At 68.3% G+C, this 26,920-nt stretch carries 27 protein-coding genes; 16 read left to right on the top strand and 11 right to left on the bottom strand.

Going from position 1 to position 26,920, the window contains the following annotated elements:
• Nucleotides 1–48: 48 nt before the first annotated feature.
• Nucleotides 49–1,005 (top strand): LLM class F420-dependent oxidoreductase, encoded by a 957-nt coding sequence (locus tag FFS72_RS00690; protein ID WP_137872132.1) that lies wholly within the window; start codon nt 49–51, stop codon nt 1,003–1,005.
• Nucleotides 1,002–2,069 carry a CaiB/BaiF CoA transferase family protein gene (locus FFS72_RS00685; RefSeq protein ID WP_137872131.1) on the top strand — a complete coding sequence of 356 codons (1,068 nt, stop codon included), beginning with the start codon at nt 1,002–1,004 and terminating at the stop codon, nt 2,067–2,069. The genes FFS72_RS00690 and FFS72_RS00685 overlap by 4 nt, the downstream gene beginning before the upstream one ends.
• Nucleotides 2,070–2,157: 88 nt before the next feature.
• Here the strand turns inward: FFS72_RS00685 and FFS72_RS00680 are convergent, their stop codons facing one another.
• The 3 genes from FFS72_RS00680 to FFS72_RS00670 are packed head-to-tail and all read right to left on the bottom strand — an operon-like array spanning nt 2,158 to nt 4,432.
• Nucleotides 2,158–2,352, bottom strand: a complete 195-nt coding sequence (locus tag FFS72_RS00680) for a ferredoxin (protein ID WP_137872130.1) — start codon at nt 2,350–2,352, stop codon at nt 2,158–2,160.
• Nucleotides 2,352–3,119 (bottom strand): SDR family NAD(P)-dependent oxidoreductase, encoded by a 768-nt coding sequence (locus FFS72_RS00675; RefSeq protein WP_137872129.1) that lies wholly within the window; start codon nt 3,117–3,119, stop codon nt 2,352–2,354. Before FFS72_RS00675 ends, FFS72_RS00680 begins: the two co-directional genes overlap by 1 nt.
• A 44-nt stretch (nt 3,120–3,163) precedes the next feature.
• The gene (locus tag FFS72_RS00670; RefSeq protein ID WP_137872128.1) at nt 3,164–4,432 is read right to left on the bottom strand and encodes a cytochrome P450; all 1,269 of its coding nucleotides are present in this window, start codon (nt 4,430–4,432) and stop codon (nt 3,164–3,166) included.
• Between the two features lie 242 nt (nt 4,433–4,674).
• On the opposite strand from FFS72_RS00670, the gene FFS72_RS00665 reads away from it, so the two are divergent.
• A complete protein-coding gene (locus tag FFS72_RS00665) occupies nt 4,675–6,303 on the top strand; it encodes an FAD-dependent oxidoreductase (RefSeq protein ID WP_137872127.1) in 1,629 nt (542 codons plus the stop codon).
• Here FFS72_RS00665 and FFS72_RS00660 read toward each other — a convergent pair.
• Nucleotides 6,281–7,906 (bottom strand): MFS transporter, encoded by a 1,626-nt coding sequence (locus FFS72_RS00660; RefSeq protein ID WP_137872126.1) that lies wholly within the window; start codon nt 7,904–7,906, stop codon nt 6,281–6,283. The two genes, FFS72_RS00665 and FFS72_RS00660, sit on opposite strands and share 23 nt — an antisense overlap.
• 116 nt (nt 7,907–8,022) lie before the next feature.
• Nucleotides 8,023–9,030 carry a ferredoxin--NADP reductase gene (locus FFS72_RS00655; protein ID WP_137872125.1) on the bottom strand — a complete coding sequence of 336 codons (1,008 nt, stop codon included), beginning with the start codon at nt 9,028–9,030 and terminating at the stop codon, nt 8,023–8,025.
• 75 nt (nt 9,031–9,105) lie between these two features.
• Between FFS72_RS00655 and FFS72_RS00650 the strand changes: the two genes are divergently transcribed.
• The 4 genes from FFS72_RS00650 to FFS72_RS00635 are packed head-to-tail and all read left to right on the top strand — an operon-like array spanning nt 9,106 to nt 13,293.
• The gene (locus tag FFS72_RS00650; RefSeq protein WP_137872124.1) at nt 9,106–10,566 is read left to right on the top strand and encodes a class I adenylate-forming enzyme family protein; all 1,461 of its coding nucleotides are present in this window, start codon (nt 9,106–9,108) and stop codon (nt 10,564–10,566) included.
• On the top strand, nt 10,544–11,449 hold the full coding sequence (locus tag FFS72_RS00645) for an acyl-CoA dehydrogenase family protein (RefSeq protein WP_137872123.1): 906 nt from the start codon (nt 10,544–10,546) through the stop codon (nt 11,447–11,449). The genes FFS72_RS00650 and FFS72_RS00645 overlap by 23 nt, the downstream gene beginning before the upstream one ends.
• Complete coding sequence (locus FFS72_RS00640; RefSeq protein ID WP_137872122.1) at nt 11,436–12,524, top strand: acyl-CoA dehydrogenase family protein; 1,089 nt, start codon at nt 11,436–11,438, stop codon at nt 12,522–12,524. The genes FFS72_RS00645 and FFS72_RS00640 overlap by 14 nt, the downstream gene beginning before the upstream one ends.
• Nucleotide 12,525: 1 nt before the next feature.
• Entirely contained in the window at nt 12,526–13,293 is a 768-nt protein-coding gene (locus FFS72_RS00635) for an enoyl-CoA hydratase/isomerase family protein (protein WP_137872121.1), read from the top strand.
• A gap of 152 nt (nt 13,294–13,445) precedes the next feature.
• Here FFS72_RS00635 and FFS72_RS00630 read toward each other — a convergent pair whose 3' ends face one another.
• Nucleotides 13,446–13,883 carry a hypothetical protein gene (locus FFS72_RS00630; protein WP_137872120.1) on the bottom strand — a complete coding sequence of 146 codons (438 nt, stop codon included), beginning with the start codon at nt 13,881–13,883 and terminating at the stop codon, nt 13,446–13,448.
• 266 nt (nt 13,884–14,149) lie between these two features.
• Here FFS72_RS00630 and FFS72_RS00625 point away from each other — a divergent pair, with 266 nt between their 5' ends.
• Complete coding sequence (locus FFS72_RS00625; protein WP_137872119.1) at nt 14,150–14,965, top strand: enoyl-CoA hydratase/isomerase family protein; 816 nt, start codon at nt 14,150–14,152, stop codon at nt 14,963–14,965.
• Nucleotides 14,966–15,011: 46 nt separating this feature from the next.
• Here FFS72_RS00625 and FFS72_RS00620 read toward each other — a convergent pair whose 3' ends face one another.
• Nucleotides 15,012–15,761 carry an SDR family NAD(P)-dependent oxidoreductase gene (locus tag FFS72_RS00620; RefSeq protein WP_137872118.1) on the bottom strand — a complete coding sequence of 250 codons (750 nt, stop codon included), beginning with the start codon at nt 15,759–15,761 and terminating at the stop codon, nt 15,012–15,014.
• Nucleotides 15,758–16,522 (bottom strand): SDR family NAD(P)-dependent oxidoreductase, encoded by a 765-nt coding sequence (locus FFS72_RS00615; RefSeq protein ID WP_137872117.1) that lies wholly within the window; start codon nt 16,520–16,522, stop codon nt 15,758–15,760. The genes FFS72_RS00620 and FFS72_RS00615 overlap by 4 nt, the downstream gene beginning before the upstream one ends.
• Before the next feature lie 53 nt (nt 16,523–16,575).
• On the opposite strand from FFS72_RS00615, the gene FFS72_RS00610 reads away from it, so the two are divergent.
• The 4 genes from FFS72_RS00610 (at nt 16,576) to FFS72_RS00595 (ending at nt 20,345) form a co-directional block, all read left to right on the top strand.
• Complete coding sequence (locus FFS72_RS00610; protein WP_137872116.1) at nt 16,576–18,009, top strand: class I adenylate-forming enzyme family protein; 1,434 nt, start codon at nt 16,576–16,578, stop codon at nt 18,007–18,009.
• Nucleotides 18,002–19,150 (top strand): thiolase family protein, encoded by a 1,149-nt coding sequence (locus FFS72_RS00605; protein ID WP_137872115.1) that lies wholly within the window; start codon nt 18,002–18,004, stop codon nt 19,148–19,150. The genes FFS72_RS00610 and FFS72_RS00605 overlap by 8 nt, the downstream gene beginning before the upstream one ends.
• Nucleotides 19,151–19,200: 50 nt before the next feature.
• Nucleotides 19,201–20,034, top strand: coding sequence for a methylmalonyl Co-A mutase-associated GTPase MeaB (meaB, locus tag FFS72_RS00600; protein ID WP_137872425.1), 834 nt, complete (start codon nt 19,201–19,203; stop codon nt 20,032–20,034).
• A gap of 77 nt (nt 20,035–20,111) precedes the next feature.
• Complete coding sequence (locus tag FFS72_RS00595; protein WP_137872114.1) at nt 20,112–20,345, top strand: DUF7683 domain-containing protein; 234 nt, start codon at nt 20,112–20,114, stop codon at nt 20,343–20,345.
• A 102-nt stretch (nt 20,346–20,447) separates the two neighbouring features.
• On the opposite strand, the gene FFS72_RS00590 is transcribed toward FFS72_RS00595, so the two are convergent.
• Genes FFS72_RS00590 through FFS72_RS00580 form a run of 3 tightly spaced genes read right to left on the bottom strand, consistent with a single transcriptional unit; the run spans nt 20,448 to nt 23,039 of the window.
• Nucleotides 20,448–21,500 (bottom strand): NAD(P)H-dependent amine dehydrogenase family protein, encoded by a 1,053-nt coding sequence (locus FFS72_RS00590; protein WP_137872113.1) that lies wholly within the window; start codon nt 21,498–21,500, stop codon nt 20,448–20,450.
• Nucleotides 21,501–21,528: 28 nt separating this feature from the next.
• A complete protein-coding gene (locus FFS72_RS00585; RefSeq protein ID WP_137872112.1) occupies nt 21,529–22,338 on the bottom strand; it encodes an acyl-CoA thioesterase in 810 nt (269 codons plus the stop codon).
• A 47-nt stretch (nt 22,339–22,385) separates the two neighbouring features.
• A complete protein-coding gene (locus FFS72_RS00580; RefSeq protein ID WP_137872111.1) occupies nt 22,386–23,039 on the bottom strand; it encodes a TetR/AcrR family transcriptional regulator in 654 nt (217 codons plus the stop codon).
• A gap of 183 nt (nt 23,040–23,222) precedes the next feature.
• Between FFS72_RS00580 and FFS72_RS00575 the strand changes: the two genes are divergently transcribed.
• The 4 genes from FFS72_RS00575 (at nt 23,223) to FFS72_RS00560 (ending at nt 26,854) form a co-directional block, all read left to right on the top strand.
• The gene (locus FFS72_RS00575) at nt 23,223–24,233 is read left to right on the top strand and encodes an acyl-CoA dehydrogenase family protein (protein ID WP_137872110.1); all 1,011 of its coding nucleotides are present in this window, start codon (nt 23,223–23,225) and stop codon (nt 24,231–24,233) included.
• Nucleotides 24,230–25,405, top strand: a complete 1,176-nt coding sequence (locus tag FFS72_RS00570; protein WP_137872109.1) for an acyl-CoA dehydrogenase family protein — start codon at nt 24,230–24,232, stop codon at nt 25,403–25,405. Before FFS72_RS00575 ends, FFS72_RS00570 begins: the two co-directional genes overlap by 4 nt.
• Before the next feature lie 11 nt (nt 25,406–25,416).
• Nucleotides 25,417–26,202 (top strand): enoyl-CoA hydratase, encoded by a 786-nt coding sequence (locus FFS72_RS00565; protein ID WP_137872108.1) that lies wholly within the window; start codon nt 25,417–25,419, stop codon nt 26,200–26,202.
• A 148-nt stretch (nt 26,203–26,350) separates the two neighbouring features.
• Entirely contained in the window at nt 26,351–26,854 is a 504-nt protein-coding gene (locus FFS72_RS00560) for an MTB12 C-terminal domain-containing protein (RefSeq protein ID WP_137872107.1), read from the top strand.
• The last annotated feature ends 66 nt before the right edge of the window (nt 26,855–26,920 follow it).

Genomic DNA, 26,920 nt, shown 5'->3' with positions numbered 1-26,920 from the left:
GCCGGGTGTGCATGCAGGACAAATCAACTCGTCAAACCTGGAGGTAACGTGCGGATCGGTGTGATGGTGGGGCCGGAGCGGGGAGATTCCGCGAAGAAGGTCTCCCGGATGATGGCCGACGTCGAGTGGGCGGAGGCGGCAGGCCTGGACACCGTGTGGGTTCCTCAGGTCCCCAACGACTTCGACGCGTTGACGGCAGTCGCGCTGATGGGTACGCGAACGTCGAGGATCGAGATCGGGACCGCGGTCGTGCCGCTGCAGGCGCAGCATCCGATCGCGCTGTCCCGGCAGGCACTGTCCGTGCACGCCGCGATCGGCGGACGGCTGGCGCTCGGTGTCGGGCCGTCGCACCACTGGATCGTGCAGGACATGCTGGGCCTGCCCTACGAGAAGCCGGCGAAACTGACGCGTGACTACCTCGACGTCCTGAACGCGGCGTTGGCGGGGACGGGCAGCGTTGACGTGGAGAACGACACCTTCACCGTGCACAACCCGTTCGATCTGCCGCCGGTCGCGCCGATGCCCGTGTTCGTCGCGGCGCTCGGCCCGGTGATGCTGAACATCGCGGGCGAGCAGGCCGACGGGACCGTGCTGTGGATGGCCGACGACCGCAACATCGCCGAGCACATCGGGCCCCGAATCAGGAAGGCCGCGGACAACGTGGGGCGCCCCGCGCCGCGCATCGTCGCGGGTCTGCCGGTCTGTCTCTGTCGTCCGTCCGAGGTCGACACCGCCCGCGAGCGGGCGAACCGGATCCTCGCCGAGGCCGAGGTGTCGCCGAACTATCAGCGTCTCCTCGAACACGGCAGCGTCCGCGACGTCGGCGACCTGTGCATCGCGGGCGACGAGGAGGCCATCATGGCCGGCTTCCGCCGGTACGCGGAGGCGGGCGCCACCGACATCTCGATGCGCCTGCTGCCGATCGGCGACACCCGCGACGAGCTGGTGGCATCGAAATACCGCACGCGGGAAGTCGTGGCCGAGCTGGTCAAGGAGTTGCGGTGACCAACGGAGGGGCTGCTGCGGGGCCGCTCGCGGGAATCAAGATCCTCGAGGTCGGGCACATCCTCGCCGGACCGTACGCGACGATGCTGCTCGCCGATCTCGGCGCGGAGGTCACCAAGATCGAACCGCCGACCGGCGATCTTTCCCGCCAGGTGAGCGACGCGTACTTCGCCAGTCTCAACCGCGGCAAGCGGAGCATCTGCCTCGACCTCACCACGGAGGGCGATCGACGACGCCTCGGTGAGTTGGCCGCCGATTCCCATGCGCTGCTGGTGAATTTGAAGCCTTCGGCGATCCGCAAGTACGGACTGGACTATGAGTCCCTGCGTCAGTTCAACGACAGGATCGTGTGTGTCGCGCTCACCGGCTACGGGCTGGACGCGGGCGACGAACCGGCGTTCGACTACGTGGTGCAGGCGCTCACCGGAGTTGCGTCACTGACCGGCGACCCGGACGGACCGCCGATGCTGCCGGGCTATTCGGCGGCCGACAACTCCACGGGGATGACCGCCGCGCTCGGCCTGCTCGCGCAGATCGTCTCGGGACGCGGTGGGCAGGTGGACGTGTCGCTGCGCGACGTGATGCTCTCCCAGTTGAACTACCGCGCCTCGGCGTACCTCAACGAGGGTGCCGAACCGAAGCGGATGGCCAACGGCGCGCACTCGTACTACGTTCCTGCGCAGTTGTTTCCGACTGCCGATGGCCATCTCGCCTTGTTCGTCACCCATGACGGCTTCTGGAAGAAGTTTGCCGCCCAGGCGGGCATCGACGGATTCGACACCATGGCGGAGCGGGCGCAGCGACGCGACGAGGTGCTCACCGTCGTGACAGCCGCGCTCGCCACCGACACGGCAGCGAACTGGGAGGCGCGGCTGCGCCCGCTCGGGGTTCCCGCAGCGGCGATTCGGACGCTGCCCGAGGCACTCGCGGAGACTCCAGGTGCCGTGGTCACGGCGGGGGACTACCGCCTCATCGGAAGTCCCATCCGCATAGCGGGATTCGAGCCCGACTACGGGCCGCCACCCGTGCTCGGCGAGCACGGGTGGGCGACCGTCCGGGAGTGAGTAGCGGTGTGCACCTGGGCCCGGACCGAGCCAGACGATCTCGGTTGAGGGGAACCCCAAGCCCGTCAGTCAGGGCTTTGGGTTCCCCTCAACCGAGTGTTTCGCGCAGCGCCGCCCGGGGACACTGCACGATCGCGTCCCGCACCGCCTCCTCGAGGTGCGCGGGTACCGGACCGGATGCCACGGTGAGTTCCTCGTTGTCGTCGAGGTCGAAGACGTCCGGCGCCAACCCGACGCAGATCGCGTTGGCCTCGCAGCGATCGAAGTCGGCTTCGACGTGCATCAGAGGTACCAGCCGCCGTTGACGCCGATGATCTGACCGGTGATGAATCCCGCTGCGTCCGAACACAGGAACGCGGTCGCCGCGGCCACGTCGTCGGGGGTGCCGATCCGCCGGACCGGTGTCATGGTGGCCAGGGCGTCGAGGTTGATCATCGCGTCGTGCTTGGCGCCTTCCCGGGCCATCGGGGTGTCGATGATCGACGGCGGGATGGTGTTGGCGGTGATACCGAGGGGCGCGAGCTCGAAGGACAGTGCCTTCGTGAGCGCGATGACACCGCCCTTCGAGGCCACATAGTGCGCGCGGTCGGGCGCACCGGACTGTGCACTCGACGAGGAGATGGTGACGATGCGTCCCCAGCCGGCTTCCTTCATGTCGGGGACGACGGCCTGCACGCAGTGGAACGTGCCGGTGAGGTTGACGGCGAGGACGCGGTCCCAGTCGTCGAGGGTGATGTCGCCGAACGGTGCGGTGGACTCGATTCCTGCGCTGGTGACCATGATCCGTACCGGGCCGAGCTCGCGCCGCACCTGGTCGAGGGCCTTGTCCACGGCGCCGCGATCGGTGACGTCCACCTCGGCTGCCAGCGCGGTGATTCCGCTCTCGCGCAGTTCGTCCGCGGCCTTCTGCACCACGTCGCCCTGCCGGTCGAGGAGGGCGACGGGGTGTCCGCCCTCGCCGAGCTGCCGGGCAACGGCGAGGCCGATTCCCGATGCGCCGCCGGTGATCACGGCGACGCGGCCTGCCGCGATGCTCTCGTTGTCGGTCATGAAGGTCTTCTCTCTTGTCGCGGTGGGGTCGGGACCCGGTGTGATCAGGGGGCGGGAACGAACTCGAGATGGAGCGCGGTGAGCCCGCGCAGGATGTATGTCGGCTCGTAGCTGTAGCGCCGTTCGCCGACGGGGCCGTGATGCTCCTCGGAGATGGTGATGTCCGTCGTGCGGTCGAGGAAACGTTCGATGGTGATCCGGGCTTCGGTTCGGCTGAGCGGGCCGCCGGGGCACGAGTGGATGCCCTTGCCGAACGCGAGGTGCTCGCGGGCGTTGTGCCGGTCGACGTCGAACTCGTGCGGATCCTCGAAACGGCGCGGATCACGGTTGACGGCACCGGGATTGACCATCACCGTCGTGCCCGCGGGGATCTCGACGCCCGCGAGCGTCGTCGAGGTGCGGGTCAGGCGGAAGTCGCTCTTGACCGGGCCCTCCATCCGCAGCATCTCCTCTACGAAGTTCGGGATGAGGGAGCGGTCCTCGCGCAGCTGCTTCTGCAGTTCGGCGTCCTCGGCGATGCGCTGCAGTGCCGCCGTGATGAGGCGGGCGGTGGTGTCCTGTCCGGCGCCGAACAGGAAGGTCGCCAGGCGCACCAGTTCGATGATCTCGGGCGTTGTCCCGTCGGGGTAGGTGGCCTCGGCGAGGCTGGTCAGCACGTCCGAGCGCGGTTCGGCGCGGCGGTCCTCGAGGTAGGCGGTGAACTTGGCGTCCAGGAATTCGAGGGGGTTTGCGACCATCGCGTCGGCTTCGCTCATCGCGCCGGGCTTCTGCGCGCCGAGGTGGACGCGGAACATCTCGTGGTCCTCGGCGGGCACGCCGAGCAGGTCCGCGATGGTCAGCAGCGCGAAGGGCTGGCCGTACTCACGCATGAGCTCGCACTTGCCCGCATCGAGGAACTCGTCGATCTGACGGTCCGCGAGTCCCCACAGGAACTCCTCGTTCTCCTTGATGCGTCGCGGTGTCAGCAGCTTCCCGAGCAGGGAGCGGGTGCGCTGGTGCATCGGCGGGTCGAACGTGACGAGGTGTTCCGCCAGTGGGAACTGGTCGCGGAACTCCTCGATCTGCGCGCTGATGTCGTCACCCTCGGGCTGGAACGGCAACGGGGGGAACGGGCCGATCGGCGCGATGATGTTCGAGAAGGTGTCGGCGTCGCGGAGTACCTCGACCGCCTCGTCGTAGCCGGTCACCGCGACCACGTTGTACACGGGCAGGTGCTTGACCGGGCACTGCTGGCGCAGGTGGTCGAAGTAGACGTGCGGATCGTCGACGACCGCCGGATCCGTGAAGTAGTCGAGAGTGTCGAAATCGGTCACCGCAGCCTCCTGGAAGCGTCCCCTGAACCACAATGCTGAGCAGTCGATCAGCATTTGTTGGGCACATGCTTAGCACGGTGCCGGTTGTGTGGTCAAGGACACACATGCGGGTTCCGGCCGCGTCGACGTCGCCGGACGATTGCACGTCCGAAAACGATGCTCTACCATTTCGGAAACGTTATTCTCGCTGCGTGGCGCCCTGGACTGCCGGCGCGCGCGCCCCGACGGCACCAGGATGCTTCATGACATTCGTGATCACGCAGCGTTGCTGCAACGACTCCAGTTGCGTCCCGGAATGCCCGGTCGACTGCATTCGACCCCGGCCCGACGATCCCGACTACTCGAGCACCGAGATGCTGTACATCGATCCGGACACCTGCATCGACTGCGGCGCGTGCGCCGAGGTCTGCCCTGTCGACGCGATCTACTCGGACTTCGACCTGCCCACCGCACTGGAGCGCTTCGTCGACGTCAACCGCTCCTACTTCGAACTCAATCCGCTCGACAACTCGCGGCTCCTGCCGCCGTCCGCACCCAAGCGGCTGCCCGCCGAGCTCGGCACCCTGCGGGTCGCTGTCGTCGGGTCCGGTCCCGCAGGCAGCTACGCCGCCGAACAGCTCATCCGGCACGGCAACGTGGAGGTCGAGATCTTCGACCGGCTCCCGACCCCGTGGGGTCTGATCCGCAACGGTGTCGCGCCCGATCATCCCGAAACGAAGGGCGTGGTCGACAGGTTCACCTCGGCGTTCAAGTCCGACGCCGTGCGGATGCACCTCGGCGTCGACGTCGGTACCGACATCACCCTCGACGAGCTGCGCGAGCACCATCACGCGGTGGTCTACGCGGTCGGTGCGCCCGGCGACCGGCGTCTCGGGGTGCCGGGCGAGGACCTCGACGGCAGCCATTCCGCGACGGAGTTCGTGGCCTGGTACAACGGCCATCCCGACCATGCGGACCGGGTGTTCGACCTGTCCGGCGACCGGGCGGTGATCTTCGGCAACGGCAATGTCGCGCTCGACGTGGCCCGCGTCCTCGTCCTCGATTCGGACGAGCTGGCGAAGACCGACATCGCCGACCACGCGCTGAAGGCTCTGCGCGACAGCAGTATCCGTGAGGTGGTCGTCGTCGGCCGTCGCGGTCCGGTGCAGGCGGCGTACTCGACTCCCGAGTTCCTGGCGCTCGGACACCTGCCCGGCGTCGACATCGTCGTCGACGAGGCCGAGCTGGACCTGGACGCGGCCAGCAGTGCCGTCGTCGACTCCCCGGACGCGCATCCCGCGCTGCGTCTGAAGGTGGATCTCGCCCGCGAGTACGCCGCCCGCCCCGTCACGCCGGGAAACCGGCGAATCGTGTTCCGCTACCTCGCGTCCCCGACGGAGTTGCGTGGTGACGGCGGACGTGTCACCGCGGTCGAGTTGGTGCACAACACCCTGGGTGACGACCTCGCGGCGAACCCGACCGACCGGACCGAAACCCTGTCCGCGTCATTGGTGTTGCGGTCGGTCGGGTATCGCGGCAAGCCGGTCGACGGGCTTCCGTTCGACGAGGCACGGGCGATACTGCCGAACGACCGCGGCCGCGTCGAGGGCGTCGAGGGCGTGTACACCACCGGCTGGATCAAGCGGGGACCACGCGGCGTCATCGGAACCAACCGCGCCGACTCCCAGGAAACCGTCGACGCCCTGATCGAGGACTTCGAGGGTGGCAGGCTCGCCGCTCCCGCGGGCGGCCGCGCCGCGCTCGCGGCACTGCTCGCCGACCGGGTGCCGGGCCTCGTCGACAAGGCGCGGTGGAGCGAGGTGGACAAGGCGGAGAAGGCTGCGGGAAAGGCGGCAGGCAGGCCCCGGGTCAAGGGCGTTCTGCCGGAGTAGAGGAGTCGGGGGAGTCGATGAGGGACTGCCCGCGACCCCACGGCATGAACACCGCGAACACGACGGCGGTGACGAGCACGCTGACGACCATCAGCGTCGCCGACTGCTTCCACCCCTGCATGGCGGCATCCTGCATCACGTACACGAGGCTGTTCGGATCGGTGAGGTCGGTGATCGCCGGGGGCAGGTCCGTCCGCTCCAGGATGGACAGGATGGAGACGGGCGAGTTCTCGACGAGGTCCCGCTCGCGCTCCGACACGAAGTTCCCGACGAGCGGCCCGTAGGAGTCGAGCTTCTCCGAGACGACCTCGTGGTATTTGCCGAACAGGACGGAGCCGAGTACCGCGATTCCGAGTGCGCCGCCCACCTCGCGGGTGGTGTCGTTGACCGCGGATCCGGCGCCCGCAGCGGACGCGGGCACGGATGACATGATCGAGTCGGTGACGGGCCCGGTGACGATGCCGAGGCCGGCGCCCATCAGGATCATCGACCCGAACGGGATGTCCCAGTACGTGGTTGCCACGGTGGCATGGCTCGCCCAGTAGAGGCCGGCCGCGAGGATCGCCATGCCCGTCACGACCACGCCCGCGTGCCCGTACCGGTAGCCGAGCCACGCGGCGACAGGCGCTCCGACGCCGACCGCGAGCGCGAACGGCAGCGAGTGGATGCCGAAGGTGAGCGGATCCATCATCAGCACGGCCTGGAAGTACTGACTGACGATGAACAGGAACCCGAACATCGCGAAGTACGAGACCGCGAGGGCGAGTGCGGGGAAAGCGAACCGGCGGATCCGGAACAACCCGACGTCGAGGACCGGGTAGGGGGCGTGCAGCTCGCGGACGGCGAACGCCGCGAGAAGTGCCAGAGCCCCGGCGATTCCGCCGAGCGTCAGCGGCGACACCCAGCCGTGGCGCGGTGCCTCGATGAAACTCCACACGAGGAGGAACACGCCGAGGAGTGAGAGCACGATTCCTGGGACGTCGAGTGGACCTGTTGTTTCCGAACTCGATTCGCGGACGAAGACGAGGGAGGCGGCCGCCACCACCAGGGCCAGCGGCACGTTGGCCCAGAAGACGGCGTGCCAGGAGAACTGGGTGAGGAGCCAGCCGCCCACGACGGGGCCGAGTGCGACGGCGAAGCCGGCCATCGCGGTCCAGGCGGCGATGCCCGCGGCGCGTCCGCGTCGACTGGGGAAGGCCGCCGTGATGATCGCCAGGGTCGCCGGGAACACGGCTGCGGCGGCGATTCCCATCGCGGTGCGCGCGACCAGCACCTGGGTGAGTGAGTCCGCGGCGGCTCCGACGATCGACGCAGCCGCGATACCGACCAGTCCACCCAGCATGACGCGGCGCCTGCCGAGTCGGTCACCGAGGTGCCCGAACATCAGGAGGAATCCGGCGAACGGAAGCGTGTAGGCGTCGACGACCCACTGCAGTCCGCCGAAGCCCGCTCCGAGGTCGTTGGCGAGGGTGGGCAATGCCACCACGACGACGGTGTTGTCGATCAGGACGAGCAGGACGGCGAGGCACGACGTCACCAGGGCGCCGAGCGCCGCCCACCTCTCACGCGGAGACGTTTCCGCCTGGTCCTCGATCACCGGCATGCCCACGGCGTACCCCCTGAAGTCACCTTGGTGAATTAAGCGTTACTTGAAGTAACACTATCTAACGGGTGACGACACTAGGCGCCCGCGTCGAACGCGCGCAAGGGGAGAGGGGTCTACTCGTACTCGACGACCACCGAGCAGTCGGGAACGCCCTGGCAGGTGAGGACCAAACCGTCGGCGATCTCGTCGTCGGACAAGACCTCGTTGTTGCGCATCGTCGCGGTGCCCTCGGTGAGCGTGGCGATGCAGGTACCGCAATTGCCCGCCTCGCAGGAGAAGGGCGGGGCCAGGCCGCCGCGGCGTGCGCTCTCCAGAATCGTCTCGCCCTCCTGGAGGGCGACTTTCACCGTCTTGCGGTCGAGGACGACCGTCACCTCGCCTGCCGCGGAAGGCGTTGGGGCCGGCTTGGGTTCGGGCTGCTTCGCGGCGACCGTGCCGCCGCCGAAACGCTCGCTGAACACACGGCCCGGCCCGGGCAGTGCCTCCTCGACGAGCGCCATGAACGGTTCGGGCCCGCACAGGTAGCTGTCGCCGTGGACGTCGTCGCCGACGAAGGCGCGGACCGCGTCGGCGTCGAGGAAACCGCCGTTGCTGTCGAGATGTCGGGTGACGGACAGTCGCCCCGGGTACCGCTCGACGAGTTCGTCGAGGAGGGCGCCGAAGATGACGGAGTCCTCGTCGCGGTCCGCGCACAGCAGGCGCACCGGGCGGTCGGTGGTGGCCAGCGCGCTCTTGGCGAGGGACAGGATCGGCGTGATGCCGCTGCCGCCGCTGAATCCGAGCACGGGCGTGACGCCCGGGCGCAGCAGGAACGTGCCCGCGGGCCGGGTCACCTCCACCTCGTCGCCTTCGATGACGTTGTCGTGCAGCCAGTTCGACACGCGCCCACCGCGGACCCGTTTGACCGTGGTCATGAGCTCGCCGTCGGTCTCGGGTGCGCTGGACATCGAGTAGGAGCGGAAGAGGGCGCGGCCGTCGACGGTCACCTTGAAGGTGCAGAACTGTCCGGCCTGGTAGGAGAACGGCTCGTCGTGGGGTGCGAGGACGTAGGTGCGTGCGTCCGCGCACTCCTTGACGATCCGCGTCACGGTCGCGCGCTGGAACATCGGGGGTCTCGCCATGGACCGTAGCCTCCTGGTATTAAGGTTCTATCAATCAGAGAATACTATTCTCTCTGACGAGATAGGATCTTCTCAATGTCGAATTCCCACAACCCACCGGGGGGTTCGGTCGCGGTCGACACGGCTGTCGACCCGCCGGACACGCCCGTCCTGGTCTTCGAGGATCGGGAGTACACGCTCGCCGAGGTGGACGCCCTGGCGGGCGGCATCGCCGCGGCACTCGCCGCGTCGGGAGTCGGCCCAGGCGACCGCGTCGCACTGATGTCGTCGAACCGGCCCGAGTTCGTGGTCGCGGTCCGCGGAATCTGGCGACTCGGCGCCGCCGTCGTCCTGATCAGCCCGGCCTGGAAGCGTGACGAGGTCGCGCACGCGCTCGCCGTTTCGCGGCCGGCATACGCGGTCGGTGACAGTCCCGTGCTCGGTGACCTCACGCCCATGCTGCACCTCGACGACCCGATCGCCCCCGCGGACGGGACGTATCCGGCCCCCGACCCCGACAGCGACGCCGTCCTGGTGTTCAGTTCCGGCACCACAGGCATGCCGAAGGCCGTCCGGCACACCTTCGCCTCGTTCGCCGCCGCCGTCGATCACTGGACGGCCGCACTCGACCTGACGGGCGCTGACCGCATGCAGATCGTGACGCCGCCCTCGCACATCCTCGGCCTGCTCAACATCGCCACCGCCCTCGACTGCGGCGCCTGGATCCGACTGCACCGCCGGTTCGACCTCGACGCGATGCTGCACCACATCGAGGCCGACCGGATCACCGTCGAGATGGCCGTCGCACCGATCGCACTCGCCATCGCGTCGCATCCCGACCTCGAGTCGTACGACCTGTCGTCCCTGCGGTACATCATGTGGGGTGCAACTCCGGTGACGCCGAGCGTCGCCGAACGGGTCACGCAGCGGACCGGCGTCGGCTGGATGCCGGCGTACGGTGCCAGCGAACTGCCCGTCATCGCCTGCAATCCGATCGACGGCGCCCGCCTGGACAGCGTCGGCAAACCCGTTCCCGGAGTCGATGTTCGAATCGCGTCCCTCGACACGGGGGAACCCGTCGCCACCGGCGAGGTGGGGGAGATCCAGACGCGGTCGGCGTCGCTCATGGTCGGATATCTGCCCGACGAGGCGACCGCGGACGCCTTCGTCGACGGGTGGTACCGCACCGGCGACGTCGGCTACCTCGACGCCGACGGCTGGCTGCGAATCACCGACCGCCTCAAGGAAATGATCAAGGTGAAGGGGTTTCAGGTCGCGCCCGCCGAGGTCGAGGCCGTCCTGCACGGCCACCCCGACGTCGTCGACTGCGCGGTGTTCGGCGAACCCGACGCGGTGTCCGGTGAGGCCATCGTCGCGGCCGTGCAGACCTCGAACCCCATCGCCGAGGAGTCGCTCACCGAGTACGTCGGGGAGCGACTCGCCACCTACAAGCGGCTGAGCCGCATCGTGTTCGTGCCCGACATCCCGCGCCTGCCCTCCGGCAAGGTGCTGCGTCGAGAACTCAAGGAGCGCCATGGACGTACGTCTGACCAGTGAGCAGCGGCAGTTGCGTGACGCTGCCGCGAAGTTGGCCGACGATCTCGGCCCCGGCTCGGTTCAGGATCTCGGTGACGAGCTCCGGGTGGCGCGGCTGGAGAAGACCGTCGACACCACCGGCTGGCGGTCCCTGCGGTCCGACGGCGCCTCCGGTGTCGAGGTCGCGATCGTGGCCGAAGAGTTCGGTCGGGGCCTCGTCGACGTCCCGTTCCTCGGACCCGTCCTCGCCGACGACCTGACCCGGCACGTGCTCGACACCCAGCCGTCGTGGGCGATCGTCGTCGGCGCAGAGGCTTTCGACACTCGCGGTATCGGTCGCGCGGTGGCATTGCGGGACAACATGATCGACAGCGTCGACACAGGAGACACCGTCGCGGCAGCGGACCTGACACGACAATTCGCCGAACTCGGTGACGACACCGAGCACCTCGGACAGCTGTCCGCGGATCACGCGCAGCGGTGGTACGCACTGGCGCTGGTCACCACCTGCGCCGACCTGGTCGGGACGTCGCGTGGAGCGCAGGCGACGGCGTGCGACTACGTGAAGGTCCGCGAGCAGTACGGCAGGACGATCGGGTCGTACCAGGCCGTCGCGCACCTGCTGGCCGACAACGAGGCACTGATCGAGGGTTCCATCAGCGTGCTGCGCCACGCGGCATGGGCGGTGGACGAGCTTCCCGCGGACGAGGCGGTCCGGGCCGCCCGCGTCGCCAAGCTGTACAGCGCCCGGGCAGCACGCACCGTGTGCGAGAACGCCATTCAGGTGCATGGCGGCATCGGCAACACCTGGGAGTGCCTCGAGCACGCCTATCTGCGGCGGGCGTTGACGTCCACCGAACTGTTCCCCGTGAGCCTGAAGGAGATCGATCGTGGACTTTCGTGACTCGCCGGACGAAGCCGCCTTCCGGGAGCGGTTGCGGGTCTGGCTGACCGACAATGCAAAGAAGTTCCCGACCTCCGGGGACGAGTACTGGGCCAGGCAGGGCGAGTGGCACCAAGCACTGTACGGGGCAGGCTTCTTCGGGCTGTCGTGGCCGAAGGAGTACGGCGGACAGGAACTTCCACCCGTCTACGACGTGATCCTCGACGAGGAACTTGCCGTGGCGGGAGCGCCGCCGCGTCCAAGTCTCGGCTACCTCGTCACCGGACTCGGCCACCACGGCAGCACGGAACTCGCCGCCCGCTTCCTACCCGGCATGATCAACGGAACCGAGCGATGGTGCCAAGGGTTCAGTGAGCCGGGCGCCGGCTCGGACCTGGCGTCGCTCACCACGACCGCCACCCGCGACGGCGACGACTACGTCATCAACGGGCACAAGATCTGGACGAGTTACTCCGACGTCGCCGACTGGTGCCTGCTGCTCGCCCGTACCGATTCGAGTGTGCCCCGGCACAAGGGCATCTCGGGCTTCATCGTGCCCATGAACCAGGCAGGCATCGAGCAGCGCCCGCTCAAGATGATCAGCGGTGTCACCAAGGAATTCGGCCAGGTGCTGTTCGACGGAGCCCGCGTCCCCGCAGACCAGATGGTCGGGGCTCCCGGTGAGGGCTGGAAACTGGCGATGACCGTTGTCGGACACGAGCGCGAACCCTCCACCCTCGGATACGCCGCGCGGTACGGGAAGCTGGTTCGCCAGTTGGCGTCCCGCGTGGACGGCACGCTGCCCGAGGAACTGGCATGGGCGGCGGTGCAGTCCGAGATGCTGCGGCTGCACGTGCGGCGCCGATTGTCCGAGCAACTCGACGGTGTCACGCACGGTTCCGAGGGGTCGCTCGACAAGCTCCTCATGACGTGGGTCGACCAGTCGGTCGGGCACGCCGCGCTCACCGTCGGCGGGTCTCGTGACGAGGAGATGTTCGGCTCGTACCTGTACAGCCGCGCGCAGTCCGTCATGGGTGGGACCTCGCAGATTCAGAAGAACATCATCGCCTCACGCATCCTCGGATTGGGAGTCTGACATGTACGACATGCCCGAAGAAGTCGACGTCCGCGCCGAAGGGTCGCTGCGGATCATCACGCTCAACCGGCCGGGCGCCCTCAACGCCGTCAACGACGACCTGCACAGTGGACTCGCGCGGTTGTGGCCGCAGTTGAGCGCGGACCGGGGTGCCCGCGCCGCGGTGCTGACGGGTGCCGGTAAGGCGTTCTCCGCGGGCGGCGACTTCAGCTACCTCGCCGAACTCGCCGAGGACCCGGACCTGCGGGCGAAGACCATCGCGCACGGACGCGACATCGTCCTGGGCATGGCGCGGTGCCGAATCCCGGTCATCGCGGCGGTCAACGGCCCCGCGGTCGGTCTCGGCTGCAGCCTCGTCGCGCTGAGCGACATCGTGTACATGGCCGAGTCCGCGTACCTCGCCGACCCGCACGTGCAGGTCGGACTCGTCGCGGCCGACGGCGGCCCGTTGACCTGGCCGCTGCAGATCAGTCTGCTGCTCGCGAAGGAATTCGCGTTGACGGGTGTCCGGATCCCCGCGGAGCGGGCGCGGGAACTGGGGTTGGCGAACCACGTGGTGGCCGACCCGTTCGCCGATGCTCTCGCCTGCGCGCAGAAGATCGCCACTCAACCCCAGCAGGCGGTCGAGGCGACGAAGCGGATGCTGAACCTGCACATCGAACGGGCCGTGCTCGCCTCCCTCGACTACGCGAACGCCGCGGAGGACCAGTCGTTCCAGACCGAGGACTTCCGCGCCAACATCGCGAGGCTGACGGCGGTCAAGGCGTAGTCGTGTCCCGCATCCCATATCGAGTGAACGAGAACGCAATCCCGGGCGTCGGCAGCGCACGAGACCCGGGATTGCCTGGGGGACGAGGGTATGGCTCCCAATTCCTGTTCTCGGCGCCCCGGGTGCATCCGAGAGGGATCGGGAGACACGCCCTAGCTGGCGCTTCCGCTGTCGACGCCGCGTCGCTCGACGTTCGCCCAGAACCCGAAGTTGTTCTGCAGCGGGTCGACATCGCTGGAGATGGTGTAGCCGGAAATCGAACTGGGGAAGCAGCCGAACCACTTGGTTTCGATGCGGAGCTTCTCGCCCTGCTTGAGCAGGGGGCTGAACTGCTGCGCTCCGCCCATTTCCTGCAGCGTCACGTTGGGCCAATCTCGGCCGTACGCGGTGACTTCCATCCACCGCACCATGTACCACGAGTCCGCCCACGGATCGCCCGGCTTCCCGAAAGCGCAGTACACGCCGCCGATCAGGTCGAGATCGACCGGGCCCACCGGGGCCGCCTGTGCCGGCGCGGCGACCACACCTCCGGCGGCAATTCCGACTGCAGCGGCGCCCGCGATGGCGGCACGCATCAATTTCGTCTTCATCCTCGCTCCTTCGGGCTGGACGTCACACGCAACGTTGCCTTGTTGGGAAGTGAATCGGTCGAAAGGGACCGCGCGTTACGCGAACTCGGTGACGGTCCTTCGAACAGAGGTGCCGGTCGCCCCGTCGCGTGCGATCTCCACCGTGTCCGAACACGGAATCGGGTGGCCGTTCCCCCACGACGAGAACGGTATTCACATTGTGTAGCAGTGGGTTAGAGTCGGCTGGTTCATCCACCGTGAACGCCCTGCGCCCTGGAGGTCGTGGAATGGCCGAAATCGGAACTCCCGCCACGTCATCGGGAAGCGGAGACGACCTCGGTGCCGCCGGACTACGGTTCGAACGGGAGGGGCCGATCGGCTGGTGCGTCATCGACCGGCCCGCGGCGCGCAACGCGTTCACGCCTGCGATGTACTACGGTCTCAGACGTGCTGTCCGGCTGGTCAATTCGGATCCCGAACTGTCGGCTTTGATCATCACCGGCGTGGACGACGTCTTCGCCGCAGGCGGTGACCTCGGTGGTCGCACCGAGCCGGGCGACCGGCTGCCGGATGGTCTCGGTCACGACATCCTGCCGTTCCTGACGATCCGGGACAGCCGGGCACCGGTGATCGCGGCGGTCAACGGGATCTGCCAGGCCGGAGGGCTGCTGGTCGCCATGATGGCGGACGTCGCCGTCGCAGGTGACCGTGCCACGTTCCGGGTGCCCGAACTGCTGCGCGGGATTCCCGATGCGACATTCGCGGCCGCGCTGCCCGCTCACGTCGGACTCGCCGTCGCGCGGGACCTGCTGCTCACCGCCCGGCGTTTCGACGCCGCCGAGGCGCAGCGGCTCGGGGTGATCTCCCGGGTCGTCCCGCACGACGACCTGCGCGCCGCCGCGCTCACCGCGGCGCGGGAGATCCTGCAGACCGCGCCCGAGGCTCGGGTCCAGGTCAAGCGGATGCTCAACGAGCGCTACGGCCTGATCGACTACCAGACCATGAACGCGGCACTGGAGACGTCACCCGAGCCGCGGGAAGGCATGCGCGCCTTCATGGAGAAGCGCAGGCCGAACTGGGTTCCCGCCAATCTGCCGGACTGACGTGGTGCACTTTCGGAGCGCGGGGTCTTCGAAAGTGCACCGCTCGTCAGCTCGCCGGGACGAGAGTCTCGGATCGCTGGACGGTCCCGGTGATCCCCCGAGAGTCCTGCGCCGCCAGCAGGACCGCCGCTCGGCCCATCGTCTCCGCCGGTTCGACCATCTCCGGCGGGATGGTGATGCCGCTGCCGCCCGCGGTCCAGCCCTCGGTGAGCACGACTCGTGACGGGCTCAGGCAGTTGACGGCGATGTTGTCGCCCTTCAGGTCCGCCGCCAGCCCGAGGTACAGCCGTTCGACCGCGGCCTTCGACACCCAGTAGGCGTTCGATCCGCGGTCGGTCATGGCGACGCCGGTGGTGGTGACCGCGATCAGTGATCCGGTGCCGCGGGCACGGACGTGCGGGATGACGGCCTTCGTCACCAGGAACACACCGGTGAGGTTGACGTCGAGGCACAGTTGCCAACGTTTGAGCGGTGTCGATTCGATCGGACCCTGCCAGAGCACGCCCGCGTTGGCGACGAGGATGTCGATGCCGCCGAACTCGGCGACCGTCGTATCCACGGCCGACTGGACGGACTGCTCGTCGGTGACGTCGCAGGGCACGGCGAGTGCCCGGCCTCCTGCCTCGGTGATCCGGTCCGCGACCGCGCCGATCGTGCCGGGAATCCGGCCTTCCTCCTCCGATCGCGCGGCAACCGTCACCGCCGCACCCGCCTGCGCGAGTGCGACGGCGACGGCCGCCCCGATGCCGCGGCTCGCGCCCGCGACGAACGCGACCTTGCCGTCGAGGGAGGTCACTTCGGCGGGAACCGGAGGGCGCCGTCGAGGCGGATGACCTCACCGTTCAGGTAGTCGTTCTCGATGATCGACGCGGCGAGGGTGGCGTACTCGGAGGGCTTGCCCATGCGCTTGGGATGCGGAACCTGCGGTCCCCAGTACGCCTCGAGCTGCTCGCCCGCCTTGCCGTAGGCGGGTGTCAGGATCGTGCCGGGTGCGATGGTGCACACCCGGATTCCGAGCGGCGAGAGGTCGCGCGCGGCGACCAGGGTCATGCCGACGACGCCGCCCTTGGCCGCCGAGTAGGGGAGCTGGCCGATCTGGCCCTCGAATGCTGCGATCGACGCGGTGTTGATGATGACGCCGCGCGTGCCGTCCTCGAGCTGGTCCTGCTTGGCGATCGCGGCCGCCGACAGTCGGAGCACGTTGAAGGTCCAGGTCAGGTACGAGTCGACGGTGGTCTTGAAGGCCTCGAGCGACATCGGGCTGCCGTCCTTGCCGACGAGGCGTCCGCCGCCCGCCGGGCCGCCGTGACAGTCCACCGAGATGCGCAGCGGGCCGAGGGATTCGGCCTCTGCGATGGCGGCGCCGACCGAGTTCTCGTCGCCGGCGTCGGTCCGCACATAGCGCACGCCCAGCTCCGCCTCGAGAGCCTTGCCCTTGTCGTCGGCGACGTCGGCGACGACGACCTTCGCGCCCGCCGCGTGGAGTCGGCGGACGGTGGCCTCGCCGAGACCGCCGGTACCGCCGACGACCAGCGCGGAGCTGCCTGTGATCTGCATATTGATTTCCCTTCTTGCAACTATGGCTCTCTTGCTGTGAGAATGATGTTCTCATGAACATCAGCATGATTCTAGAGATGGCCGCTTCCGACGGTGATCGGGTCGCAGTGACCGGCGAAGGCCGGTCACTGACCTCGGCGGAGCTGCTGGAATACGCAGGCAGGGCCGCACACCGGTTCCGTGATCACCCGGCGGTGCTGTACCTGGGCGCCAACCATCCCGCCTACCCGGTCGCGCTGTTCGGCGCCGCGCTCGCGGGCGTCCCGTTCGTGGCGCTCAACTACCGTCTCGGCGACGCGCAGCTGACCGCGCTGCGCGACAAGCACGCGGGCGCAGTCGTTCTCGAACAGGACGACCTCGGCGGATTCCTGGATTCCCTCGATGAGGGGGAGGGTGGCGACGAGTTCCCCGAATGGGACGGCGACGCGGTTGCGGCGATCATCTACACCAGCGGCACCACCTCGGACCCCAAGCCCGCGGTGCTGCGGCACCGCCACCTGTTGGCCTACGTGCTCAACACACTCGAATTCGGTTCGGCCGACCCGGACGACGCTGCGCTGGTGGCCGTTCCGCCGTACCACATCGCGGGCCTGACGAACCTCCTCTCCAACCTGTACACGGGGCGCCGCGTGGTCTATCTGGCCGCGTTCACGCCGACGGGGTGGCTGGAGACGGTCCGCGGTGAGCGGGTCACCCACGCCATGCTGGTGCCGACGATGCTCGCGCGAATCGTGAACGAACTCGGCGACGCCGACGCGGACACCCCGTCGCTGCTGAGCCTGGCGTACGGCGGCTCCCGTACCCCTCGACCGGTCCTCGAACGTGCGCTGCGGGCCTTCCCCGCAACGGGATTCGTCAACGCATACGGTCTGACCGAAACCGCGTCGTCGGTGGCGGTGCTGTCCCCGAACGACCACCGGGAGGCGATCGCGTCGTCCGACCCGGCCGTGCGTGATCGACTCGGCTCGGTCGGACAGCCGTTGCCCGGCATCGAGTTCGAGATCCGCACCGAGGCCGACGAGACCGTTCCCATCGGCGAGACGGGACTGGTTTTCGTGCGCGGCGAGCAGATCTCCGGCGAGTACGGCGCGCGGAGCGTGCTCGACGCAGACGGTTGGTTCCCCACCCGCGACCTCGGACGCCTCGACGCCGACGGCTACCTGTTCGTCGAGGGCCGCGCCGACGACACCATCATCCGGGGCGGCGAGAACATCGCGCCCGCCGAGATCGAGGACGTCCTGCTGCGACACCCGGCCGTCGTGGAGGCGGCCGTCATCGGTGTCGCCGACGCCGAGTGGGGCCAGCGCATCGTCGCGGTCCTCGTCGGGGATGCCGATCCCACCGAACTCACGTCGTGGGTCAGGGAACGCCTGCGGTCCTCGAAGACCCCCGACACCATCGTGTTCCGCAACGAGCTCCCGAAGACGGAGACCGGAAAACTTCTGCGCCGCACTCTCATCGCCGAACTGGAGAACACCAATGCCTGACGCCGTCATCGTTTCCGCCCTGCGCACGCCCATCGGCACCGCAGGCAAGGGATCCCTCCGCGACACCAGCGCCTTCGACCTCGCCCATCACATCGTCACCTCGACGGTCGAGAGCCTCGACCGAATCGACCCGGCGCGGATCGACGACCTGATCCTCGCCGAGGGCCTGCACGGCGGTGGAGTGATCGCCCGCCACGCCGCGATCACCGCCGGGCTGCAGAACGTACCCGGCCTTGCGCTCAACCGGCACTGCGCAGCGGGACAGAGCGCGGTCCAGACCGCGGCCGCGAGCATCCGGGCCGGCATGGACACGATCGTCATCGCGGGCGGCGTCAACTCCGCGTCCACGGCGCCGCGCGCCCTCATGCGGGTCGGTGACGAGTTCGTGCCGTGGATGTCGCCGACGCACCCCGACCGCCCCGACGCGCCGAACCGGGACATGTCGATCACCGTCGGCTGGAACGCCGCCGTCGAAGCGGGCGTCACCCGCGAGGAGATGGATGCCTGGGCGCTGCGGTCGCATCGCAACGCCATCGCGGCCATCGACGAGGGCCGGTTCAAGGAGGAGATCGTCCCCGTCGACACCCCGCACGGCCTCTTCTCCGTCGACGAGCACCCCCGCCGGGAGACCACCCTGGAGAAGTTGGCGTCGCTCAAGCCGCTGCACCCGCAGATCGAGGGGTTCAGCATCACCGCGGGCAACGCGTGCGGTGCCAACGACGCCGCCGCCGCGTTGACCGTCGCCAGCTCCGACCTGGGACTGCCGGCCCTGGCCACGGTCAAGTCCTGGGCATCCGTCGCGGTCGACCCGTCCCGCACCGGCCTGGCCCCGGTCGAGGCGATCCCCAAGGCCCTCGCCCGCGTGGGAATGACCTTCTGCGATGTCGACCTGTTCGAGATCAACGAGGCCTTCGCCGCGATGTGTGTGGCCACGGTGAAGCTGCTCGACATCGACCCGGACAAGGTCAACGTCAGTGGCAGCGGCTGCTCGCTCGGACATCCCGTCGCGGCGTCCGGGGCCCGCATGCTGGTGACGCTGATCCACGAACTGCGGCGCCGCGGAGGCGGAATCGGCGTCGCCGCCATGTGCGCGGGCGGCGGCATGGGGACCGCGACGGTCATCGAGGTCCCCGCGCCGTGACGGCAACCGCCGACCTCGCCGCACTCGTCGACGCCGCACGCAGCGGCTCGATGCGTGCGGCGGGTCGGTTGCTCAGCCTGGTCGAGAGTCCCCGACGCGACGAGGTGCTCGGGATGCTCGACCATGCGACTGCCCGGGTCGTCGGACTGACCGGACCACCCGGCGCGGGGAAGTCGACGACCGTCGCGGCACTCGTCGGCGCGTACCGCGAGCAGGGATTGCGCGTCGCTGTGCTGGCCGTCGATCCGTCCTCCCCGTACAGCGGTGGTGCGCTGCTCGGCGACCGGATTCGGATGGCGCAGCACATCGACGATCCGGACGTGCTGATCCGCTCTGTCGCCACCCGCGGTCACCTCGGTGGTCTCGCCGCCGCGGTGCCCGCCGCCATTCGGCTCCTCGCCGCACTGGGGTACGACGTGATCCTCGTGGAGACCGTCGGCGTCGGGCAGTCGGAGATCGAGATCGCAGCGGTGGCCGAGCCGACGGTCGTGGTCCTCAATCCCGGTGCGGGCGACGCGGTTCAGGCCGCGAAGGCGGGCCTGCTCGAGGTCGCGGACCTGGTCGTCGTGAACAAGGCCGACCGGGACGGCGCCGACCAGACCGTCCGCGACCTGCGTGCCGAGGTACGGGTGCCGATCCTGAAGCTCGTCGCGTCCCGAGGCGACGGCCTCGGCGACGTCGTCGCGGCCATCGACGCGCATCAGCAGACCGACACACGGGAACGTCGAATCGCCAAGGCGCAGGCGCAGATTCTCTCCCTGGCCATGTCCCGGCTGCGCGCTGACGCCGACCTCGCCGGCCTCTCAGAGCTCGTCGCTGCAGGAGATATCGACGTCTACACGGCCGCGGCCGACCTGCTCGGCAGGCCCGCGCGCCTCACCTGACGTCGCGGACACCCCTATCCTGTGCACAGGACGTGACCCGCCGACGGGCGTCCAGGGTGGTGGGAGGGGGGAACGACATGGACTACGTCCACTATCTGGAAGCCTTCGACAAGGAATCCGGCTATCTGGTCCGTGAGCACCGTTTGGACATCGATCTCGACGATCTGAAGCGCATGCTCGACATCGATCCGGATTTCGAGGTGTTCGGGTACCCGGTTCCGAACTCGCTCGTTCCCGAGGTGGCCAAGTACGCCGAGGAGTCGGTGATCGTGGACGAATCCTGCGACTACTTTGTCGGGTTCTTCCGCTGATGACCTTCGCTCGCCTGCGGAACCCAGCCAAATCTTCTGTACCAGGACGGAACCCGTGCCTGTACCAGGTCGCGTTCTTCGAAGCGTGACGCGCGGTCGCGTTCAGAGTGCGGCGAGCACCTGCGGCAGGTCCACGGTGGTCCGGATGCCGGGCTCCGCCGCGCACACCGATGCGACCGCGTTGACGGCTCGGTTCGCGGTGTAGCCGGGCGACACGGACGCCATCCGTTCCAGTGGCACGGGGAAGCGGATGTCGATGTCGAGGGGTGCGTCGCCGTCGACGGTGACATGCCAGCCGGTGTCTCGGACGTCCCAGTCGACCTCGGTGGTGCAGTACCAGGTGGCACGGAAGCGCAGCAGCTCCCGGCCCTCTCGCAGCCCCGACACCGTGACCCGTTGCGCAGCAACCGTTCCCTCGTCGATGACGCCGGCGGCGACGGTGATGGCGCGGCGGGCGACGGCCAGATCGCCGGACGCGACGACGTCGTCGAGCGGCAGACCGAGTCCGTCGGCGACGAGCCGCAGCGACGGGCCGAAGCTCTCTCGCAGGTGGTCGATCCGGTGCTGCGCGACCTTCTCGGGGTCGCTCCCGAAACCCATCACGTCGAACAGCAGACCCGGTGAATCTCGTTGCGACAGGTCGGCGTACTCGTCGATCGCGAGGTGATCCAGTCGGCGCTGAATCGACGTCAGCACCAACGGAAGCGCCTCGGTGATGAATCCGGGACTGCTCCCCGTGCTGTGGATGGAGGCGCCGCCGGTCGTGCAGGCCGTCTCGACGCGAGCACGGACGTCGGGATCCATGCTCGCCGGATGGTGGAACTCGCCGCGGGTGGTGACGATGTTGATTCCGGATGCGAGAAGCCGGCACACGTCGTCGATGTCGCAGGCCCGCGGCATGTAGAGGACGCAGTCGACACCCGCGTCCACGATCTTCTCGATGCTTCGCGTCGCGGTGACGCCGGTCGCGGGGAGCCCACACAGGTCGCCCGCGTCGGTGCCCGCCTTCGCGTCACCATGGACGTAGAGGGCGCCGAGGGTGAGGTCCGGGTGTTCGATCACCGCGCGCAGGGCGCGGGTCCCGATGTTGCCGGTCGCCCACTGCGCGACCCGGAGTGTGCCCGTGGAGGTGTTTGAAGAACTGTTCTCGGACAATGGAACTCGATCCCCTTCGGACGGGAGGTCACGGGAGGCGGAGCAGGGCCTCCTGTGCGAACGAGGCGACGAGGTCGCCGCTCGCGGTGAGCACGTCGCCGCGGCCGAAGCAGCGGCCCTGCGCGGTGAGCGGGCTGTGCTGGCGCAGCAGCAACCAGTCGTCGGTACGGAAGGGCTGGTGGAACCACAGGTTGTGGGATGTGACTGCCGAGGTGAACTCGGTGCCGTTGCCGCGCTGGCACAGCCCGTCGACGGGTAGTAGCGCGGTGCCGATGAGATTGAGGTCGGTCGCGTACGCGAGCAATGCGGGCGCGAGCGCCGGGTCCACGTCGGGTGTCCGCATCCACAGGTCGAGTTCCGGCGCCGCGGTCCCGGTGGTGTCGAGGTCTGTGGTCGACCGGGTTTCCCAGGGAATGAGGTCGAAGTGGGTGCGGTGGCTCTCGTCCAGGAGCGGATCCGGTCCTGGAAGGGACTGGCGGGTCGCGCCGTCCTCGGGGGTGTGCAGCGAGACCACGGCGGTGGCGATGGGTCCGGAGGACTGTCTGGCCGTCACTGTCAGGGACGCGAAGGATCGGCCCTCGTGGTGGCGCGTCACCTCGTAGCGGACGGGTTCGTCGGCGCGGCCCTCCCGGGGGAACAGGACGTGCATCGACTTGAGGTCCTTGCCCGGGCACGCGAGTGCGGACGCCCGGGCGATCTGACCGAGCAGTTGCCCACCGAACAGGCGGTGGTACTCGAGATGCTGGTTGTCGCCTTCGAACACCTCGCCGCCGACCGCAGGGTCGGCGACGAGGCGGAGTTCGAGGCAGGAGAGAAGGTCGTTCCACAACTCGGACATGATCCGAGTGTAATCACTACTCTACCAATATGAGAATGGCCTTCTCGTCAGGCTTTGGCGAACCCGCGTGAGCAGAAGGTCCACACTTCCTCCGCGGTGATCGGCTTGTTCGTCGCGTCGTCCGTGGCGCCACTGGACTGGGCGATGAACATGACGGTCTGCATGGTCATCGCGGCAATTCGTCGTGCGTTGACGCCGTCGCGCAGTTCACCTGCGGCGTCCGCCTTCTCCGTGAGCTCGGTGAACAGGGCGAGCAGCGACGAGTGCGCCACCTTGACCTCGGCGGGATGCGACACCAGCAGCTGGGGCGCGAAGTCGGTGAACAGCGGGCGCTGTGCGGTGGGGTCCGGCCGGCAGAACTCGAACAGCAGCTCGACCGAGACGCGGAGTTGCTCGATGGGGTCGGTCTGACCCGCCGCCGCCGCACGGATCTGGTCGGCGGAACGACTCAGGGCGTCCTCGAAAAGCGCGAGCAGCAACTCGTGCTTGCCGTCGAACTGCAGGTAGAAGCTGCGCAGCGACTGTTTCGAGCGGTCGACGACCTCCTGCACCGTGAAGTCGGTGCTGCCCTTCTCCGTGATGATCGACTGGGCAGCGTCGAGGAAGCGCTGGACGCGCTGCTCGGCCCGCAGCTTCGCGGTCTTGATGGACCGCTCGACCGCGCGCTGCTTCCAGGCCGGCTCTTCGTTCGCGCCGGTCACGGTCGGATCTGCGCTGTCTCGGTGGTGTCGAACATGGGAGCACTGTACCGGAGTGCAAGGCCGATTTGCGCTGCTAGGCCCCGTGTCACGAACCCACAAGAGACTCTTACTATCCTGAAGTGAGAATGATATTCTCACTCGCACGCTGTGCACCGCAGCTCTGGTTCAAGGAGGCACGTCGGAATGCTCTTCGAGTTCGATTCCGATCAGCGGCTCTGGCAGGACACGGTCCGTGACGTCACGGCCAAGGAGTGTTCGCCCACGCTGATTCGCAACATCGTGGACAACGGAACGGATCCCGGTCCGCTGTGGCGTCGGTACGTCGATCTCGGATGGACCGAGTTGACCGAACCCGAGTCGGCGGTCGAACTCGCGATCGTCCTCGAGGAACTCGGCCGGTCGACCGACCCGACCCCCTACCTCGCGACGACGACGCAGTTCGCCCCGCTCGCGGGTGCATCCGTCGACGCGACGCGCACGGGCGCCGCGGTGTACGAGGGAGTCGCCGTGTACCGGGATGGCACCGAGTGGGTGCTCGACGGTGCGGCCCTCCACGTACTCGACGGAGACCGCGCCGACCGGTTGGCGGTCGTCACGGGCGCGGGCGTGTTCGTCGTCCCCGGGGACCAGGTGACCGCCACCCGCACCCCGGTGTTCGACCCCACACTGCACCTCGCCGACGTGCGGTTCTCCGGTGTCCGCGTCACCGACGCCGAGCGCGTCGACGTCGATCCCGTGCGGGCACGTGAGTTCGCGCTCATGGGGATGGCGACGACGACTGTCGGTGCCTGCCAACGGATTCTGGACCTCGTACTCGAGCACGTCCGGCAGCGCCAGCAGTTCGGCGCGCTGATCGGTTCGTTCCAGGCCGTCCACCACAAGGCGACCGACATGCACGTGGCGATCGAACGCGCCCGCGCCCTCGCCTACTACGCGGCCTTGACGATCTCCGCCGACGACCCACGCCGGAGCCTCGCGGCATCGATGGCCAAAGCCGCTGCGGGCGAATGTCAGTCGCTGGTGTTCCGGAACGGCATCCAGCTGTTCGGCGCCATGGGATTCACCTGGGAGAACGACCTCCAGTTCGCGCTCAAGCGCGCCAAGGCCGGTGAGTTGATGCTCGGCGGGGCGGCGGAGCACCGAGCGCGGATCGCCGACGGGTACCGATCGCAGATCGCCAAGGAGTACGCGTGAAACTGACCTTCGACACGGATGTCGAGGAGTTCCGGGCCGAGTTCGTGGCCTTCCTCGACGCGAACCTGCCCACGGAAGCCGAAGCGGGCGAACGCCCCCGGTCCAGCGCGCACGTTCCCGAGTGGGCCCGCCGCTGGCAAAGGCTCCAGTTCGACAACGGATGGCTGCTGCCGGGCAATCCGCCGGAGTTCGGTGGCCGGAACGCGTCCATCCTCCAGCAGTACGTGCACCTGGAGGAACTGGCGAAGCGCCGGATCTACCACAGCTTCAATCCCCAGGGGCTGGGGATCATCGCGGCGTCGCTGCTGTCCTTCGGTACCGAGGACCAGAAGGAGAACTGGGCGACGCGGATTCTCCGCGCAGAGATCACCGCGGCCCTCGGCATGAGCGAGCCGGGCGCCGGCTCCGACCTCGCGGGCCTGCGGACGCGAGCCGTCCTCGACGGCGACCACTTCGTGGTGAACGGACAGAAGGTGTGGACTTCCGGCGCGCACGACGCCGACGTGCTTCTCACCTTCGTCCGCACCGACCCCGACGCGCCGAAGCACCAGGGCATCAGTGTGCTGCTGATCCCCACCGACACGCCGGGCGTCACCCGGCGGCCGTTCGCGTCCGTCTGCGCCGAGGACGACCTCGACTTCAACGAGGTCTTCTTCACCGACGTCAGGGTGCCCGCGGAGAACCTGATCGGTGAGCTGAACAAGGGCTGGCGGGTCGCGACCGGGTCTCTCGGTCACGAGCGAACCCTGTTGTGGCTCAGCTTCTCCGACCGCCTCCAGGATCTTCTCGAGGACTTCCGGCCGGTCACCGAGCTGGACCGGGACCACTACGCCACGCTGGTGATGGATGCGCAGGCGCTGCGTCTGCTCGGATCCCAGGCGCTGGCCCGTGAGGCGCGCGGCGACCAGGACGTCGCCTCGCTCTCGGTGCTCAAGCTGCTCGGATCCGAGGCCGTGCAGAACGCGGCCGAACACGCACTCGACTCCGCCGGATCCGGCGGGCTGATGCACCCGAACACCACCGCCCCGTACACGCCGTGGAACCTCGACAACTTCTCGTCCAGCTGGTTCGAGCGCTACGTGCGGAGCTTCGCGGGAACCATCGCCGGCGGCACGTCCGAGATCCAACGCACCATCGTCGCCGAGCGGGTGCTCGGCCTACCCCGAAGCTGAGGAGCAGAGCGTTGTACATCCTCTACGACGTCGTCGACAAGGTCGCGACGATCACCCTGAACCGGCCCGAGACGGCGAACGCCCAGAACAGCGATCTCCTAGACGAACTCGACGCCGCATGGACGCGGGCCGCCGAGGACCCCGAGGTCGCGGTCATCGTCCTGCGCGCCGAGGGCAAGCACTTCTCGTCGGGGCACGACCTCAACGACGACAAGTGGCCGAAGCCCGACGACATCACCCTCGAGTGGATCATCGCCGCGGAATCCCGCCGCTACCTGGAGTACTCGCTGCGCTGGCGCAACGTCCCCAAGCCGTCGATCGCGGCAGTGCAGGGCAAGTGCATCGCGGGCGGACTGCTCCTGGTCTGGCCGTGCGACCTCATCGTCGCCTCCGACGACGCCTCCTTCTCCGATCCCGTCGTGCTCATGGGCATCGGCGGCGTCGAATACCATGGTCACACCTGGGAACTCGGCGCCCGCAAGGCCAAGGAGATCCTCTTCACCGCGCGGCCGGTCACGGCCGAGGAGGCTGAGAAGGTCGGCATGGTGAACCGGGTCGTTCCGCGCGACCAGCTCGACGCCGAGACGCGTGCGTTGGCGGAACACATCGCGACGATGCCGCCGTTCGGCCTCCGACAGGCCAAGCGCGCCGTGAACCAGACCCTCGACGTGCAGGGCTTCTACGCGGCGATCCAGTCCGTGTTCGACGTCCATCAGACCGGCCACGGGAACGCGCTCAGCGTCAGTGGCTACCCGATCCTCGTGAACCTCGAAGAGATGAAGGCCAAGATCCGCTAGGACACGAGGACGTCGACGGCGGCACCCTGGCAGCGATCATCCCGATCCGCTGTCAGGGTGCCGGTGAATCGGGGCTCTCACGAGCCTCATGCAGTTCCACCACACCAGGGTGGGGGAGAAGTTCCACCACCGGACAAGGAGATTGGTCATGCGAGTATCGAAGGCACTGGCTGCCTGTAGCTTCGTGGCGATCCTCGCCGCGAGCGTCACCGGCTGCAGTAGCGACGACTCCGACGACAGCGCATCGTCGGAGACCACGACCTCGGCGGCCGCGACCACGACCGCCGCCGCCGAGTTGGATGCGGCGGGCAAGCAGGAGATCACCGACGCCTACGTCACCTTCTTCAACGGGACCTCGCCGGTCGACGTGCGGGTGGGCCTGGTCGAGAACGGTGACACCTTCCGGCCTGCACTCGAGGGAATGGCCGCAGATCCGCGCGCGTCCGCCACGACGGTGACGGTCGCGGCGGTCGAGGGAGTCGACGAGACCAATGCCAACGTCACCTACACGCTGCTCATGGGCGGTACCCCGGTGATGCCGGATCAGGGTGGCCAGGCCGTCAATCAGGACGGAACGTGGAAGGTCGCCGCGGCCACCTTCTGTGCGCTGCTCTCCGTTCAGGGTGGTGGCACTCTGCCGCCGGGCTGCTGACGACAAGTCCACCAACGACTGTGGGGCGGTACCGGATCCGGTACCGCCCCACAGTCGCCTGCACAG

The organism is Rhodococcus sp. Q (assembly GCF_005503035.1).
Taxonomy (GTDB): domain Bacteria; phylum Actinomycetota; class Actinomycetes; order Mycobacteriales; family Mycobacteriaceae; genus Rhodococcus_G.
The sequence above is the reverse complement of the archived record's forward strand: the minus strand, read 5'-3'. Positions and strand labels throughout refer to the sequence as shown.